Source organism: Nocardia sp. NPDC060259, from assembly GCF_042728775.1.
Taxonomy (GTDB): Bacteria; Actinomycetota; Actinomycetes; order Mycobacteriales; family Mycobacteriaceae; genus Nocardia.
Genome location: NZ_JBHXAY010000034.1, coordinates 1 through 14,965 on the forward strand (window position 1 = coordinate 1; position 14,965 = coordinate 14,965).

Here is a 14,965-nt window from a genome sequence, read left to right on the forward strand (position 1 = left end):
ACTGCTCGACGCAGGCACCACAGGTGGTGCACGACCACAACACCTCGGGGTCGATGACGCCGTGCACGTCCTCGCCACCGATCAACGGACGCTCGCCTTCTCCCCGGTCCGTTTCGGACAGCTGGTCCCTGTCGCCACCGGCCAGCAGATAGGGCGCTTTGGCATACGTGTGGTCGCGCAGCGACATGATCAGCAGCTTGGGCGACAACGGTTTTCCGGTGTTCCACGCCGGGCACTGGCTCTGGCAGCGACCGCACTCGGTGCAGGTGGTGAAGTCGAGCAAGCCCTTCCAGGTGAAGTCTTCGACCTTGCCGACACCGAACGTGTCCGTGTCGGGGTCGGCATCCTCCATCAGCAGGACCGCGCCGTTGGACATCATCGGCTTGACCGCCCCGAGCGCGACGCCGCCGTCGTCCTCGCGCTTGAAGTAGATGTTGAAGAAGGCCGAAAGCCGGTGCCACGCAACGCCCCAGGTGAGTTTGCGGCCGATGAGATACAGGAATGCGGCACCGGCGAGCATCTTGACGAACGCGAAGATCGAGATCATCAGCGGGCTGGCCGGTAGCACTCGGGCGACCTGCATGGTGAACAGGTCGGTCGAGACGTGCCCGCCGCCGTAGGTGGCGATCTTGCCCGCTTTGACCAGGACATCACCGAGACCGTGGATGAGCACGATCGTCTCGATGAGATATGCGGCAAGGAAATTCGACCCACCGAATCGGGACAGCCGCTCGGGTCGCCGCGGGTGATTCAGCTGTCGGATGACGATCAGCGCCACGATTCCGATGATGGTGGCGAGGCTGAGGACTTCCTCCAGCAGGTGGTAGCCGAAGGTATCGCCGATGATCGGCCAGCCGAACTCGGGATCGAAGGTCTGGCCGTAGGACTCGAAGTAGAAGACCATCCCGAGCAGGAACCCGACCATCACCAGCCAGTGCGCCCAGCCGACGGTCCGGAACTTGTTCATCCGCGTGTGCGCGACGACCTCGACGACGACGGTCCTCGCTCGCGGCAGGAACGGGCGAAGCCGTGACCGGTCGGGCCTGCCCGTGCGGAAGACGCGAATCATCCGGGTGATCCCGGTGAAGAGCAACCCCCAGCAGAGCAGAGTGATGGTGATGCCGATGATCCCGAGTGTGATCGTGGCAGTGGTCATTGTGCAGCCCCCCGATAAGTCGGTGACCAGCAACAAGAGTCATGTTACTGGCCGGTAACTTCATGCCTGGTGTCAAAGTATCACCGAATCGGCGGATGCGGAAGCCCTGCTCGCGCCGGCATTGCCGAGGCGCGATGCCTCGGCCACCGCAGCTCGATGTTCCAGCCGCGATCCAGCCGACTGCAACGCACCTGCGAGGACGGTGCCTGCACACTGACCGTCGCCAAACACGACAGCCAGCGAGAGAAGGCCTCAGGTTCGTAGTGCCGGTGCGACCCACGTGGTGAGGTAGGTGCGGAGGTCGGCGCCATGGCGGGGTGGGCGTCCCGGGTCGAGGACGAAGGACTGCACGATGCGCAGCATGTGTTCGACGAGTTCGTCGAGACGGCGGTCGTCGATCCCCGCGGCTGCCCAGTCGACAGCGAAGCGTTCGAGGATCGAGCGGCCGAAGGCCAATGCGGTGTCGGAGGTGATGCCGGGGGAGGAGGCGCCGGCGCGGCCGGGGGTCAAGAGCAGGCCGAGATACTTGTCCGCGGTGAGGCTTTCGAGGGTGTAGGCGATGCCTTCGACCACGGCTTCGGCCGGGTCGGTCAGGTGGTCGAGGTGGGCGGCGAGGACATCGAGGAAGCGGCCGGTCTCGGTGAGGGCTGTCGCCGTCAGCAACGCGTCGGCGTTGGCGAAGTAGCGGTACACCGTTTGGCGGGTGACACCGAGGTCCCGGGCGATCTCGGCCATGGTGAAGTCGGCGCCGCTGCGCTCGATGGCGGTGCGGGCGGCGGCGATGATGCGCTCGACGGCTTCGGTGTCGTCGGCCGGCGTGGTGCCCGACCAGCCGTGTGTGCGCATCGCATGCCCTCCGGTCGTGGCGTTCTCGCCGACCCTAGCGGGGAAACCGTTCACCCGAAAAGTAGACCATACATATACGCCAATATGTATGGTCATTGTCATGACCGCCCAGATCGAGCCCGGTGCCGCCGGGCTGACCGAAGACCTGACCCGTCGCGCCCTGCGCCTGGTACTCGACCGCACCACCGACATGGCGCCCACCCCGCTGCGCGTGCCGCTGCACTACTACCGCGACCCGAAGATCACCGAGGTCGAGGAATCGCAGATCCTGCGCCGCACCCCGCTGATGATCGTGCCCTCGGCGCGCATCCCCGATCCCAACGACTACGTGGTGCGCACCGTGCTCGGCGACTCGCTGCTGGTGACCCGTGACCGCGACGGCACCGCGCACGTGCTGCTGAACTACTGCCGCCACCGCGGCGCGCAACCGGCCTGCGGTTCCGGCAACGCCACCCGCTTCACCTGCCCGTATCACGCGTGGACCTACCGCAATACCGGCGAACTGGCCGGCGTCCCCGGCGCAGAGGGCTTCACCGGGATGGATCGCGGCGACTACGGTCTGGTCGAACTGCCGAGCCAGGAACGCCACGGCTTCATCTGGGCGGTGCTCTCCGCCGACGGCACCATCGACATCGATGCGCACCTCGGCGAAATGGGACCTGAACTGGCGCAACTGGATTACGCCTCCTACGGCTATCACGACGAGCGCGAATTCACCTCCGAGGTCAGCTGGAAAGGCGCGCTCGAGGCCTTCGCCGAGAGCTACCACTTCCCGTTCGTCCACGGCCAGAGCGTGATCGGGCAGAACACGGTGGCCAACACCTCCACCCATGACGCCTTCGGTCGTCACCATCGGATGGGATTCCCGTTCAACTGGATCACCGCGCTCGACTCGGATCCGACCGGCTCGTGGGACCCGCTGATGAACATGGGCGTCATCTACTGGATCTATCCGAACCTGGTGCTCGCCAACAGTCCCGTCGGCGTGGAGATCCTGGATATGCTGCCCGCGGGCGCGCCGACCCGCTGCACCGTCCGGCACAGCTGGATGGCCAAGATCCCGGCCACCTCCGACGAGCAGCGCGCTGTCTACGACAGCATCTACGCGCAGGTGCACGCCGCGGTCCGCGACGAGGACTTCGCCATGCTGCCCCAGTGTGGCGAAGGTGTCCGGCACGGCCAGCACGACCATATGATCATCGGCCGCAACGAGATCGGCGTGCAGCACATGATCAAGACCTTCGCCACCGAACTCGGCGTCGCGCTGAGCTGACCGAAACCCCTTGCAGGAGAAGCGCATGTCCCATCCGCCCCGTCCTCGCCAGCTCGACTCGCCGCTGCTGCCGAAGCTGTTCAAGCTCGTCGGTCGCGCGCAGGTCGCGGTGTACCGGCGCACCGGTGGCCGCATCGGCGGCACGTGGCGCATCGGCGCCGGTTTCCGGAAACCGGTGCCGACATTGCTGCTCGAACATCGCGGGCGCACCACGAACCGGCAGTACATCGTTCCGCTGCTCTACCTGGTGCACGGCGAGGACATCGTCGTGGTCGCCTCGCAGGGTGGGCTGCCGAAACATCCACAGTGGTATCGCAATCTGTGCGTGCATCCCGACACGCACATCCAGATCGGTTCCGAGCGCCGGGCCGTTCGTGCCGTGGTGGCCGATGTCGCGCGGCGAGCGGAGTTGTGGCCCTTGCTTGTCGACCTCTACGCCGATTTCGCGACCTACCAGTCGTGGACAGAGCGCGAGATCCCGGTCGTCATCCTCGAGCCCCGCGCTGAATCCTGACCACGGACTACCAGGATTCGATCAGTGGGGCACCGTGGTCCTGGCGTTGCCATTCCAGGGTGAGGCGCTGCAGTCGTTCTCGGTTGGCGATGCCGCGGGTGCCTGCGACCTTGCCGTCCCTGACCTCCAGGACCACCACACCGAGAACCTGGTCGTCGAGCGTGGCGAGCACGGCGGGGCAGCCGTTGACCACGGCGGCGTGAATCGACGGTGAGCCGCCGGCCAGTCTCCGTTTGGCCTCGGAGGGCTTGAAGCCGGCGCGGATCGCGACGGCGATCCGTTCCGGGCTCGTGTACCGGATCAGTCTTCCGGCCAGCCCGGCGCCGTCGGAGACGCCGGTCGCGTCGTCGGTGAGCAGCGCGACCAGGCGTTCGGTCCGGCCGGAGGCGGCGGCGTCGACGAACGCCGCCACGATACGGTGCGCGGCGGCACGATCGATGTCGTTTCCGTTGCGCGCGGCGGTGATTCGGCGCCGGGCCCGATGGCCGTGTTGCTGACTCGCGGATTCGGTGATGCCGAGCACGCCGGCGATCTCGGCATGGCTGTAGGCGAAGGCTTCGCGCAGCACGTAGACGGCGCGTTCCACCGGCGTCAGCCGCTCCATCAGGGTCAGTACCGCCAGCGTCACCGACTCCCGTTGCTCGACCGTGTCGGCCGGGCCGAGCATCGGATCGCCGTCGAGCAACGGCTCGGGCATCCAGGCGCCGACCGCCCGTTCGCGGCGCACCGCCGCCGAACGGAGCCTATCGATCGCCAGGTTCGTGACGATCTTGGTCAGCCAGGCCTCGGGCACCTCGACATACTCCCGGTCGGCGGCCTGCCACCGCAGGAACGCATCCTGCACCGTGTCCTCGGCGTCGGCGGCCGAGCCGAGGAGACGATAGGCGAGTGAGGCCAGCCGATTCCGGCTGGCCTCGAAACGCGCCACGGTGGCAGTGTCCATGAGCACGAACTTAGCCTGCGACGACCTCGGTCGAACGGTCTCTGGATCCGGCCGCGCGGAATCGGTGACTGGGCCTTCCGAAGGTCGGATGGCTGATGGCCCAGCCGCTGGTCGCCACGATCGCCGACTTGACCAGGGCCGCCGGGCGCCCGCGCAGGGCGCCGGTCCTCGCGCGGGCGTCACCGTCGACCAGCTGGAAGATGGCGTCCTTGCGTCCGAGGCTGACGTGGTTGCCGACATAGGACAACGCGGTCGACTTGATCTTGCGCCCGGTCAGGTCACCGATGATCGTGGCGGTCGCCTGCATGCCGGTGAACCCCGCGGACGCGCAGGACATCGGCAGGGGATGCCCGTTCTCGCCGAGGACGAAGACGCTGTCACCGGCGACGTAGACACCCGGGTGCGACACCGATCGCATCTGCCGGTCGACCCTGATCCGGCCGCCGGCTTCCACTGCGAGTCCGGCATCGGCGGCGATCGGCGCCACGGCGAACCCCGCGGCCCACACGGTGGCGTCGGCGGCGAGCACGGTGCCGTCGGTACCGATCGCCGTCGACGGCTCGACCCGCCCGATCGGGGTGTGCTCGTGGACGGTGATGTCGAACCGGTCGAATGCCCGCAGCAGGTGCCTGCGAGCCTTCGGACCGAGCCAGCCACCCAGCTCGCCACCGGTGGCAAGGGCGACCTCGAGCCGTGGATGCGCTTCGGCGATCTCGGTGGCGGTCTCGATCGCGGTCAGATTGCCGCCGACGACCAGGACGTTGCCACCCTCGGCCAACGCGTCGAGACGCGCGCGCAAGCGCACCGCGGACGGACGCGCGGCCACGTGGAAGGCGTGGTCGGCGACGCCGGGAACGGACTGGTCGGCGCTGCTGCCGAGGGTGTAGAGGAGGGTGTCGTAGTCGATCCGGTCGGTGCCCGCGGTGTCGACGACCGTGACGGTGCGGTGCACGGGATCGATGTCGGCCACGCGTGCCACCCGCAGCCGGATCCCGGTGCCCGCGAACACCTCCGCCAGCGGTCGATGCCGCAGCTCGCGCCCGGCGGCGAGCTGATGCAACCGCAACCGTTCGACGAAATCGGCTTCGGCGTTGACGACGGTGATCTCGAAGTCGTCGGGGTGGAGTTGGCGGGCCAGGTAACCGGCGGCGGAGGCGCCGGCGTATCCGGCACCGAGGACGACGATGCGATGCTGCATGATTCGCTCCTGTCTGGTTCGCGTGCACTCTGAACGAGACAGCCCGCGAATTACTGACAGGAGAGGGTTGTGACGTGCGCCACTCCCCATCCGTCGCTACCGGGTGCAGAGCGCTAACCTCCGAACAGCAGATACAGGCCCGTGAATGTGAAACCGACCATGGTCAGCATCAACGCGAGCTGGCCGGTCAGCCGGTGGCGTGGCGGGAGCAGGACGAGGCAGCGGTCGTGGGCGGCGGCGACGCCGAGGATGTGACCGACGAGGACGGCGAGCACGGTGCAGGTGGCGAGCACGCTCGGATGACTCGACAGCACGTAGGCGACCTCTCGATCGGCGAGGCCGGCGATGTTCCAGCCGCGATCGAGCGGGTCGGCGAACAGCAGGACGGTCGCCTGGCCTTTTTCGATCAGAAATGTCAGGTAATGGGCGATGAGATAGCCGGCGACGAGCGGAGTGAGGCTGCAGGCCAGCTGCCGCGGCAGCAACGCGCGATCGGCGGGGGAGAGGCCGCCGGTGGCACGCGCGGCGATGGAGAACAGCCCGCCGACCACCCCGATGAAGACCAGCAGCCCGGCGGTGCGCACCAGCTCCGCGCCGACGACCGGCGCCAGATCGTCGACCAGCTCGCGCCACCGCGGGAAGGTGGAGAAACTGTCGAACGCGGTGGATCCGAGCAGCGTCGCCGCGACAGCCACGGAACCGGCCAGTGCCGAAGTGCCCGCGAGATTGTTCAGTGGCATCCGCAACACCGCTCGTCCGGCGCGGTCGCGCCCGTAGGGGCTCAGGTGCGCCAGCAGCGTGCTGTACACCTCGAGCGGATCGGCCCGTTCTGCCCAGACGGTGCCGAACAGGACGAGCCCGATCGAGGTCACGACCAGATAGCCGAGCAGCCAGGTCAGCACCGATCCCACCGATCCTGGCGCGCGCCAAGCCAATTCCAGCCAGACGAAGGAGAACAGGCCGAGCGCCGCGGGGCGGTACCCCCATTCCTCGCGGTAGCGGAGAAGTCCGCGTTCCGGCGGGCGACGCAGTAGCAGGCAACCCCATCGATGAATCGCTCTGGCGGGGGAGACGACCTTCCAGACCGGCCCGATCAGCAGGGACGCCACCATCACCCCGACCCAGACGCCGACGTACAGCACTCCGGGCACCGGATTGCGGGCCGGGTCCGAGGAACCGAACACCGCGATGGCGATCACGCAGGCGGTCACCGCCACACTCACCACGGCGATGATCGTTCGCGTCGCGCGCGCGTCGATCACCTGGCGGACCGGCGCGGGCAGTACGTATCCCGGCGAGCGGGGGTCCAATCGTGGCCTGCGCCAGGCGAAGAACAGCAGCGCGAACGAGAAGGTCAGCGCCCACGCCGCACCGACCAGCGCGTAGGTGAGCGGAATCGGCAGGTCCGCGGCACCGCCGATACCGTGGGCGAGGACACTCACTGCCGGACCAGCAGCGTCGTCACCGTCCGTCCAGCGTGATGCAGTTCGATCTCCACCTGGCCTGGCACCGTCACGGTGAAGCCGAACTCCTGTCCGGAAGTCGCGGCCACGGGAAAGGTGTGCGCGGGGTCGGAGTGGACATGCAGTTCGTCGGTGGTGTCACTGTCGACCCGCAACACGATACGTTCCCCGACCTCGGCTTCGGTGCGCGTATTGGCCGGGGAGACCGTGCCGTTCGCGATCCGGATGTCGATGGTGCGGGCCGCGGGCTCGCCGTTCGGGGTGGTCCTCGCCCCGGACCGGTCGCCGGATGCGCAGCCGACGAGCAGCGAACTCACAGCGAGGGTGAGTAGCCCGTACCGGAGCAGGCGATGGGTCACGGATGCTCCTCGGTCTGCGCGGATGGTGTTTCTGTTTCTGCGTTCTCGCGTTTCTCCGCGCGCCGGTCACGCATCGCGATGAACAGCACCAGACCGACCAGCGCGATCGCGGGCAGGAAGGCAGGAATCGCCAACAGCAGGGAGTGGTCGGCGAGAAGGTCGACGTCGTCCTGGCGAATCATGTTTGGGCCGTTGGCTTCTGGTCCTGTGTGCGGCCCGCCGCCAGATAGCGGTCGTTGATGCGGGCAGCGCCCCACGACATCGCCGCGATCAAAGCCAGGCTGCACGCCAGCACCACCAGGCCCGCCAGGCCGATCAGCCAGGACGGATGGTCGAAGGATCGCTCGCGCTGCAAGACCGTGATCTCCTCGACGAACGGCCGTGTGAAGCTCGCGGGTGCGGGCACCTCCGCGGCGCCGATACCGGGATCGAGCGGCATGAAGATCGGCAGCGCGGCCTGCATGCGCCCATCCTGCAGGCGCAGCAGCGTTTTCCAGGTGCCGTGCACGGGCACCGGCCGGGTGGAAACGAAGTGGTCGTCGGCGATGCGGCGCAGTCTGTCCACGACGAGGCCGTGGCCGGGACTGTCGTCGCCGGTGCCGCCCTGCCAGGACAGGATCTCCACCCATTCGGGATCGGAACCGATCAGATCCTCGGGGGAGAGCCGGATGTCGGCGGTGACCATCCGCCCGCCCTGTTCGGGAGCAGCATCGGTGAGCGTGACGGTCGCCGACGCGCTCTCCGGTACCCGGATGATCAGGCCGTTCGTAGTCGCCGCTGCGGCGATCACCACGGCGGCGACCACGATTCCACGCCGCACCGCGGGCCTGGGCAATGCCTCGCCGCGCAATACGGTGCCGAGCATCGCGCCGATCACACCGCCCGCCACGCCGACCGGCACTGCCATGGCGAGCAGCTCCGGCCACATCCCGGCGACCCAGGGATTGACGAACATCCGCTCGATCCACAGTGATTCGAGCCAGACACCCACCGTCGCCACACAGAATCCGGTGAGCGCGCCCCACCAGAGCGGGCGGCGAACCAGCGGCACGAGGGCGAGCAGTTCGACCACGATCGCGGCACCGAGATACAGCGGAAACACGTTGCGCGGCGCCTCGAATCCGGTCCCGACGAGGACCGCGACGACATACCGCACACAGAAGGCGAAGGCAACGAGCAGCAGCGTGCTGAGTGGGCCGAGCGTCAACCGCGCCGAGATCAGGGCGATCGTCGCGGCGAAGACGATCAGCATCGGTTGCAGCACCAGCCGGAACTGCTCGACGCCGAAGTCGAACTCGACCTGGAACACCGACAGGCCGATCACCAGACCGCCGAAAGCGAACGCCTGAACCGCCCACAAGACCCGCCCGTCGATGCGTTCGGGATCGGGCCGGTTGTATCGGCCTTCGAGTTCGAGCAGCAGCACGCCGATCAACGACAGGCCCGCACCGCCGATGAGCATCAGGTGGGTCGGCCCCCAGAGGGTGACATCCTGGCCGAACAACCGATGCCAGATGTCGTCGAGCGGGAAACCGATCAGCGCGTACAAACCGGCACCCGCGATCAAGATGCCGCCGACGGGCGCGTACCAGTCGCGGGTGATGCGCACCGCGGCACTGCCCGGCTTCTCGTCGAGCGGCAGCACGATCGCCAGCATGCCGGCCATGAAGAGGAAGAACAGGCCGACCAGGATGAAGTAGTGCGCCGGGTTGGCCAGCGGTCCGGCGTCGCGACCTTTGCCGACGTGCAGGCTCACATCCCAGATGAAGCCGAGGAACGCGGTCAGGATGGTCGCGAGGAACATCACGATCGGCAGCGCCACCCAGCCGGGGCGGTTCATGACGCGACCGCTGAAGTCGGCCAGGCGCCGCAGCCAGGTGATGCGCCGTGTCCGGTGCAGGTAGGCCACCACCAGCAGCACCGCGCCGACCACCGCGGCCGCGCCGGTCATCACCGCGACTTGATCGAGGGCAGCGCCACCGCCTTCGGTGCCCTGCGCGATCAGGATTGTCGACGGATCGGTCATCGCTGTGGCCACGGCAGTCCTCCGATGGGTGGAAGCGCCCGGTCTGCGGGGTAACGAACAGTATCCCGAATTCCGCGTGGCGCCGGTACCCCGCGCGCACAGGACGCGATTCGAACCCAGTGCTCAGCCCGGCTGACTACCCGGCCTGACGGAGCTGCTCCCGGTACCGCTCGCCCCAGGTCTCCATCAGCAGGATGATCGGGACGAGACCGCGGCCGAAGTCGGTCAGCTCGTACTCGACTCGGGGCGGGACCTCCGGATACACGGTGCGGGTGAGGACGCCGTCGCGCTCGAGTTCGCGCAGCTGCGCGGTCAGCATTCGCTGGGTCACGTGCGGCATGGCGCGGCGCATCTCGTTGAACCGCGCCGTTCCCTCACTCAGATGAAAGACGATCATGCCCTTCCATTTGCCGCCGATCACATCAAGGGTGACCTCGACCGGGCAGTCGAAATCGAGATCCTGCTTACGCTTCGCCATGCCACATCCTCGTCTCACCGGCAAAGGTATGAAAAAGGGTACCGGGTAACAGAAATGTGCGTTCTTACGCAGATATTCCCCGTCGGGCAGGCTCGGTTCCGCAAGTTCCCCGCCCTGACAGGAGTATCAGAGATGGTCCAGCTGCTGCAGCTCGATGCCAGCCCGCGCCGGTCGCGCTCACACACCCGCACACTGGTCCAGGAGTTCGTCGAACGCTGGAGCGAGGGCGGACCCGGCAACACGGTGATCCGCCGCGACCTCGGCCACGAACCGCCTCCGCACCTCACCGAGGACTGGATCGCCGCCGCCTTCACCACGCCAGGGGAGCGGACCACGCAGATGCGCGAGGCCCTGGCCTACAGCGACCAGCTGGTGGACGAGCTGTTCGCCTCCGACGTGCTGGTGCTCGGCGTCCCGATGTACAACTTCGGGGTACCGGCGATGCTGAAGGCCTACATCGACCAGATCGTCCGGGTCGGGCGCACCTTCGCCTTCGACCCTGAGGCCGCGGCACCGTACACACCACTCGTCTCCGGCAAGCGCGCCTTCGTCATCGTCGGCACCGGCGACGCCGGGTATGAGATGGGTGGTCCGCTGGCGAGCGCGAATCACGTAGAGCCGTACCTGCGCACGGCTCTGGGTTTCATCGGCATCGATGAGGTCGAGTTCGTCTACACGGGCAACGACGAATTCGGCGGCGAGCGCCTGCAGCGGTCCCTCGCGCTCGCCCGGAACCGGGTAGCAGATCTGATATCTGTGGGTGCAGTGGGTTTGCGAGTCACCCGGCGGTGACCAGCAGACGACGGTGCTGGACCAGCGTCATCGCGACCGCCAACGTCTGAGCGGCCGACCACGCAATCGTGGAGGGTCGAACATTTGCCGTAGGTAGTGCTCGGCGACCGCAACTGAAGACCGCACACAAAGCCGCCGCGATAAAGGCGCTGACACCATCTGGTTCATCGCCGGGGACGTCACCCGCACGAACAAGAGCGTGCGGACTGCCGTCGCCACGCTGGCGCAACCTGGCTCAGGAGGTGGGCAGCTCAGTCTGGAAGTCACCGCGTTGAATCTTTCTGCGGGCCCGTTTGAACGCGCGCTCATTCAGTCCTGGAGCCGCTCGGTCGATGGTGGCTTTGCGTTCGGCGAACTTGCGCAGAGACTTCCGAATGCTGGTGAGGTCGCCGGCCGCTACCGATGGTAGATCAAGGTTCCGAACCTGGCGTACCTCGACTCTTAAGGCCCCAAGGTCGCGCCCGCAATCTAGGTGTCGCTGAGCGAGTTCCTTGGGGTTCACCAGCGTCAGCACGGCCGAGGTAGCGCTCGCGAGACCTGCAAGCCCTGCCGCAACTGCCGGCCACGATTGCTTCAGTACGACGATCGCCGCCGCAGCACCGGCGACTACCGCGATGATCCCCAACCACCAGTGCATGCGAAGGCTTCGCTCGCTAGCCGCGAAGTGAGACTTCTCGGTGTACTCCAGGTTGTCTAGGAGGATGTCTGCTTCTTTGCCGAGTTCAGTACAGAGGTCGCTCATAACATCACCCTTCTACCACCAGGGGTATGGAAAGTCGTCGCCGAAGACCAGGCGCATTGCTCGCTGGTAGATCGATCCGTTCTTCGCGTTCTTCGCATCGCGCGCGATCTCCAGGGCCTCCACAGCCCGTTCGGCCGCTGCCAAGGTCGACCGCCGGTTTGTGTCTGAGGAACATGCCTGGATGCGGGTGCAGACTCCGATTGGGTCGTTCATGGCCCTGAAGTCGGCGGTGATCATCTTGCGTAGCAGAATCTCCATGTCGATCTCGTACAAGATCGACGACTCTCCCGCTGAGTACTCGGCAGTGCGAAGTTCCAGATACGTTGAGGAGACCGGTACTCCGACGTGGTACTTCCACGCTTTCAGCAGGCGAACGAGCGGCTTGACACGCTTCCCTAGGCGATCATTCTGGCCAGTGACATACCGGTTGTGTGCTGCAGGTGCCGAGTACACCCACGCATTGGGGGCTGGGATTTCGTACACATGGTCATTCCCGTCGCAACGGGCGAAGACGGCGGGGGCCACCTCGAAGTTGGGTCCGTACGAGTACTGGACCTTCACAGCAGGGCTGCTGATCTTCAGGGACGAAAACAGATACGATTCGGCGGCGAGTGCGTCCTGAACCTTCCGGAGCACGGTATAGGGCTCGAGTGTGCGCCAGGAAGATGGGCCGCGGGCCATCAGGTCAACGTCGCTGTACCGGGGGATCGCGGTGCCGTGCGTGAACGAGCCGCTCTCGAAGGTCGACAGCACACCCACGCGGGACAGCAGCCGGTTAAGGTCTGCTCGGCGCCGGGACACCAACTGCTGATCAGGAGGTTGTTTGACCAGGCTGTCCACGAACCGTGCAAGTGGGTCATCCACTGGCATTCTCATTTCTGTGCACTCAAGCCGTTCCTCGGATAGTCGGACCCATAGGCCCGCAGAGTCTTTCGGGCCAGTATGCGACAGGGTTACACCCTGCTTTGCGAACACGCGTCCCGGCCGGCTCAGTTCTATTGCGTGTCTGATGCGTGGTCGGTGGTCCGCCAGATGCGAGCGGTCGAACCGGCCCATGCAGACCGTTGTCGAAGACGACGCTGGCGGCCGTGGCCCGCCCAACCGGCTTCCGAAACGCGTCGTCGACCATCACACTCCGGCTATCTGCCGGGATGCCCTGATACTGGACTAATGAGCGAACCAGACTTGAGAGGCATCGAGATTCGGGATTGTCCTCTACCCCATGCTCTGTGGGCACGGAGGCATGCTTGGGTCGTCGTGGATGACCAAGAGAATGCCGTGGCGGTGTTCGCTGTGGTTCAGGTCAGTCCGGACGATCCACTGCTGGTGAAGGACTGCGCGGTGTACACCGTTCCGGCGCGGCGGCGACAGAAGCTGGCCAAGAGTCTCTTTTTTCGAGCACGTCGAGACCTTGCCGACGAGGATCCACCGGTCGCTGTGCAGTGGAGCGGTGTCGCTACGCTGGGCGGATACAAGTTGGCCAAGTCTCTTGGGTTCAGGATCAGCGACGAACTCTCCGCGACACTTGGTGCGTCGCTCGATCGGAGACTCGCCGAAAACCCTGACAACGAACGGCTTCTAGCTATCGCGGCGTTTCGCGCCGCAAACGGCGGTCGACTACCCTGCGACACGCTCGGGCAGGAGCGCGCTGATCGCGAGGGCAAATACGCGCTCCGCGATGCCGCCCTAGTCCTGAAACTGCGGGTAGCGGAGGTGGAGTAGCGTCGGCGGTCTCGGTCAGCTGATGGGCCTGAGCTCGCTGAGGGTGATTAACTGATATGCGCCCGGCGCGGTGTTGCATCGCTGACGACCACAAGAGAGGGCCGGGTCGGGAAGGCGGTGGGTCAGGGTGTGCCTGTTGAGTTCTCGACGCAGTCGGGTGATGGGGCGCGCTTTGCTCGGCGGCGGTGGTTGCGTACTCGCCTCCGGTACTCAGCGCGCCCATGAGGCGCTGCGTCAATGCGCCAGCGCTCAGCATGGATTCGCAGTTCCAGCTGGTCGAGGCACCTTTCAAGCACGTCGAGCAGCTGTCTCATCCCCCAACAAGTCTGGAACTGGCCAGTCTCGTCTTGGATCAGAACGGGCCATTGTCCGAGGGCGGCCTCGTTCAGCACTGTCCGGCGATCCTTGACCGTCGCCAGCAAGCCGTCGATCGTTGCTTCGTCTGCAGCGGTGTCCAGCCTCGCCTGGAGAACGTGCGCCACCCATTCTTTCTCCGAGACTTTGGCGCGTTGAAGATCCGACTCCACCCTCTGGGCGATGTCAGGGATCTGCTCGAAGACAACAGCCATGACATCTTGACGAGTGGGACGGGTCTGTTGTTCCTCGGCGCGGCGAATCTGCTCATCCTTCGACAGCCCAAGTTTGTAGATGGCCTTCAGGACCTCGCCGAACTGGTCGCCGATCGTTGTCGGCTGCATTCCGTGCAATGCCATCTCTGCTGCTCGCAGCCGATGCTCTGCCTGATTCTGACGGGCACGCTGGAGATCCTCGCTGGCGGTGGAACGCAGATCTTCCAAGCTGGTGAGGGTGATGCTGCGACCAACCGCCATCTGAATCGCACCGGCTTGAAAGCCGTTCTGCGACATCAACAGCCCGCGGTCGGAACCGAGATCGTCGCATATGGCAGCGAGCGCCGCGACCTTCTCTTTGCTAATTCGACTGCGCCACAGCTTGCACTCCACCACCCATAGCACTTCAACCCCAGCGACAGTCCGGCGTGCGGACACATCTACCTCATGAGTAACCCCGCGCGCCGAAGTGAGCCGATCCTCGACCTGGACTGCAAATCCCAGCTCAGTCAGCAGATCGGCGACGTCGTCCTGATACCTTCGCCAGGGCTGTTCTCTCAATGGCATGCGTATCGTTCCCCGTCTGGCGGTAGTGAGGCCGGTGACTCCGGTATGGCGCGGCGAAGCCATCATGCTTGATGCGGGTGACACCAAGCCGTGGATCGCGGCTACGCCGAGCCGGCCCACGCAGAGTTCAATGTCGAGCCGTCGCCTCAGCGTGGGAAAGTGCGTCTGCTTCACGGCCTTCGTGTGACATATGCAACATCTGGATGACGGATAAGGCTTGTCGGCACAGAGGCCCTGGTCGAACCACCATCCAGCGGCTTCCAAGCATCGCTCATATGCTCGAGTTGGGTGATGCCACCGCCGGAGCGCGTCGGACG

At 66.0% G+C, this 14,965-nt stretch carries 16 protein-coding genes; 4 read left to right on the forward strand and 12 right to left on the reverse strand.

Annotated features, from left to right (window positions below; translation table 11 throughout):
* Both ACFWF2_RS15170 and ACFWF2_RS15175 read right to left on the reverse strand, forming a co-directional pair.
* A partial coding sequence (locus tag ACFWF2_RS15170; RefSeq protein ID WP_379308040.1) for a 4Fe-4S dicluster domain-containing protein occupies positions 1-1,156 on the reverse strand: 1,156 nt, incomplete at its 3' end.
* A gap of 252 nt (positions 1,157-1,408) precedes the next feature.
* Positions 1,409-2,002: a TetR/AcrR family transcriptional regulator gene (locus ACFWF2_RS15175; RefSeq protein WP_379308041.1), complete on the reverse strand. Its 594-nt coding sequence runs from the start codon at positions 2,000-2,002 to the stop codon at positions 1,409-1,411.
* 100 nt (positions 2,003-2,102) lie between these two features.
* On the opposite strand from ACFWF2_RS15175, the gene ACFWF2_RS15180 reads away from it, so the two are divergent.
* Positions 2,103-3,275: an SRPBCC family protein gene (locus tag ACFWF2_RS15180; RefSeq protein ID WP_379308042.1), complete on the forward strand. Its 1,173-nt coding sequence runs from the start codon at positions 2,103-2,105 to the stop codon at positions 3,273-3,275.
* A gap of 25 nt (positions 3,276-3,300) precedes the next feature.
* A complete protein-coding gene (locus ACFWF2_RS15185) occupies positions 3,301-3,789 on the forward strand; it encodes a nitroreductase/quinone reductase family protein (RefSeq protein ID WP_379308043.1) in 489 nt (162 codons plus the stop codon).
* A 7-nt stretch (positions 3,790-3,796) separates the two neighbouring features.
* On the opposite strand, the gene ACFWF2_RS15190 is transcribed toward ACFWF2_RS15185, so the two are convergent.
* The 7 genes from ACFWF2_RS15190 to ACFWF2_RS15220 all read right to left on the reverse strand — a co-directional run bounded on the left by ACFWF2_RS15190 (position 3,797) and on the right by ACFWF2_RS15220 (position 10,256).
* A complete protein-coding gene (locus ACFWF2_RS15190) occupies positions 3,797-4,732 on the reverse strand; it encodes a sigma-70 family RNA polymerase sigma factor (protein WP_379308044.1) in 936 nt (311 codons plus the stop codon).
* Positions 4,733-4,742: 10 nt separating this feature from the next.
* A complete protein-coding gene (locus ACFWF2_RS15195; protein WP_379308045.1) occupies positions 4,743-5,930 on the reverse strand; it encodes an NAD(P)/FAD-dependent oxidoreductase in 1,188 nt (395 codons plus the stop codon).
* Between the two features lie 113 nt (positions 5,931-6,043).
* Entirely contained in the window at positions 6,044-7,372 is a 1,329-nt protein-coding gene (locus ACFWF2_RS15200) for a hypothetical protein (protein WP_379308046.1), read from the reverse strand.
* A complete protein-coding gene (locus tag ACFWF2_RS15205) occupies positions 7,369-7,752 on the reverse strand; it encodes a hypothetical protein (RefSeq protein ID WP_379308047.1) in 384 nt (127 codons plus the stop codon). Before ACFWF2_RS15205 ends, ACFWF2_RS15200 begins: the two co-directional genes overlap by 4 nt.
* Positions 7,749-7,934: a hypothetical protein gene (locus ACFWF2_RS15210; RefSeq protein WP_379308048.1), complete on the reverse strand. Its 186-nt coding sequence runs from the start codon at positions 7,932-7,934 to the stop codon at positions 7,749-7,751. The genes ACFWF2_RS15205 and ACFWF2_RS15210 overlap by 4 nt, the downstream gene beginning before the upstream one ends.
* Positions 7,931-9,778 carry a hypothetical protein gene (locus ACFWF2_RS15215; RefSeq protein WP_379308090.1) on the reverse strand — a complete coding sequence of 616 codons (1,848 nt, stop codon included), beginning with the start codon at positions 9,776-9,778 and terminating at the stop codon, positions 7,931-7,933. Before ACFWF2_RS15215 ends, ACFWF2_RS15210 begins: the two co-directional genes overlap by 4 nt.
* 136 nt (positions 9,779-9,914) lie before the next feature.
* Positions 9,915-10,256 (reverse strand): winged helix-turn-helix transcriptional regulator, encoded by a 342-nt coding sequence (locus ACFWF2_RS15220; RefSeq protein ID WP_379038891.1) that lies wholly within the window; start codon positions 10,254-10,256, stop codon positions 9,915-9,917.
* Positions 10,257-10,388: 132 nt separating this feature from the next.
* Here ACFWF2_RS15220 and ACFWF2_RS15225 point away from each other — a divergent pair, with 132 nt between their 5' ends.
* Positions 10,389-11,048: an FMN-dependent NADH-azoreductase gene (locus tag ACFWF2_RS15225; protein WP_379308049.1), complete on the forward strand. Its 660-nt coding sequence runs from the start codon at positions 10,389-10,391 to the stop codon at positions 11,046-11,048.
* A gap of 235 nt (positions 11,049-11,283) precedes the next feature.
* Here the strand turns inward: ACFWF2_RS15225 and ACFWF2_RS15230 are convergent, their stop codons facing one another.
* A complete protein-coding gene (locus tag ACFWF2_RS15230) occupies positions 11,284-11,790 on the reverse strand; it encodes an SLATT domain-containing protein (protein WP_379308050.1) in 507 nt (168 codons plus the stop codon).
* Between the two features lie 12 nt (positions 11,791-11,802).
* Positions 11,803-12,654 (reverse strand): hypothetical protein, encoded by an 852-nt coding sequence (locus ACFWF2_RS15235; RefSeq protein WP_379308051.1) that lies wholly within the window; start codon positions 12,652-12,654, stop codon positions 11,803-11,805.
* Between the two features lie 306 nt (positions 12,655-12,960).
* Here ACFWF2_RS15235 and ACFWF2_RS15240 point away from each other — a divergent pair, with 306 nt between their 5' ends.
* The gene (locus ACFWF2_RS15240; protein ID WP_379308052.1) at positions 12,961-13,512 is read left to right on the forward strand and encodes a hypothetical protein; all 552 of its coding nucleotides are present in this window, start codon (positions 12,961-12,963) and stop codon (positions 13,510-13,512) included.
* A 122-nt stretch (positions 13,513-13,634) separates the two neighbouring features.
* On the opposite strand, the gene ACFWF2_RS15245 is transcribed toward ACFWF2_RS15240, so the two are convergent.
* The gene (locus ACFWF2_RS15245; protein WP_379308053.1) at positions 13,635-14,822 is read right to left on the reverse strand and encodes a restriction endonuclease; all 1,188 of its coding nucleotides are present in this window, start codon (positions 14,820-14,822) and stop codon (positions 13,635-13,637) included.
* Positions 14,823-14,965: the final 143 nt, after the last annotated feature.

What these genes read in the sequence shown, in the direction of transcription:
- ACFWF2_RS15220 (WP_379038891.1), bottom strand. Translation starts at nt 10,256, where the DNA reads ATGGCGAAGCGTAAGCAGGATCTCGATTTCGACTGCCCGGTCGAGGTC.
- ACFWF2_RS15225 (WP_379308049.1), top strand. Translation starts at nt 10,389, where the DNA reads ATGGTCCAGCTGCTGCAGCTCGATGCCAGCCCGCGCCGGTCGCGCTCA.
- ACFWF2_RS15190 (WP_379308044.1), bottom strand. Translation starts at nt 4,732, where the DNA reads ATGGACACTGCCACCGTGGCGCGTTTCGAGGCCAGCCGGAATCGGCTG.
- ACFWF2_RS15185 (WP_379308043.1), top strand. Translation starts at nt 3,301, where the DNA reads ATGTCCCATCCGCCCCGTCCTCGCCAGCTCGACTCGCCGCTGCTGCCG.
- ACFWF2_RS15210 (WP_379308048.1), bottom strand. Translation starts at nt 7,934, where the DNA reads ATGATTCGCCAGGACGACGTCGACCTTCTCGCCGACCACTCCCTGCTG.
- ACFWF2_RS15240 (WP_379308052.1), top strand. Translation starts at nt 12,961, where the DNA reads ATGAGCGAACCAGACTTGAGAGGCATCGAGATTCGGGATTGTCCTCTA.
- ACFWF2_RS15230 (WP_379308050.1), bottom strand. Translation starts at nt 11,790, where the DNA reads ATGAGCGACCTCTGTACTGAACTCGGCAAAGAAGCAGACATCCTCCTA.
- ACFWF2_RS15215 (WP_379308090.1), bottom strand. Translation starts at nt 9,778, where the DNA reads ATGACCGATCCGTCGACAATCCTGATCGCGCAGGGCACCGAAGGCGGT.
- ACFWF2_RS15195 (WP_379308045.1), bottom strand. Translation starts at nt 5,930, where the DNA reads ATGCAGCATCGCATCGTCGTCCTCGGTGCCGGATACGCCGGCGCCTCC.
- ACFWF2_RS15175 (WP_379308041.1), bottom strand. Translation starts at nt 2,002, where the DNA reads ATGCGCACACACGGCTGGTCGGGCACCACGCCGGCCGACGACACCGAA.
- ACFWF2_RS15180 (WP_379308042.1), top strand. Translation starts at nt 2,103, where the DNA reads ATGACCGCCCAGATCGAGCCCGGTGCCGCCGGGCTGACCGAAGACCTG.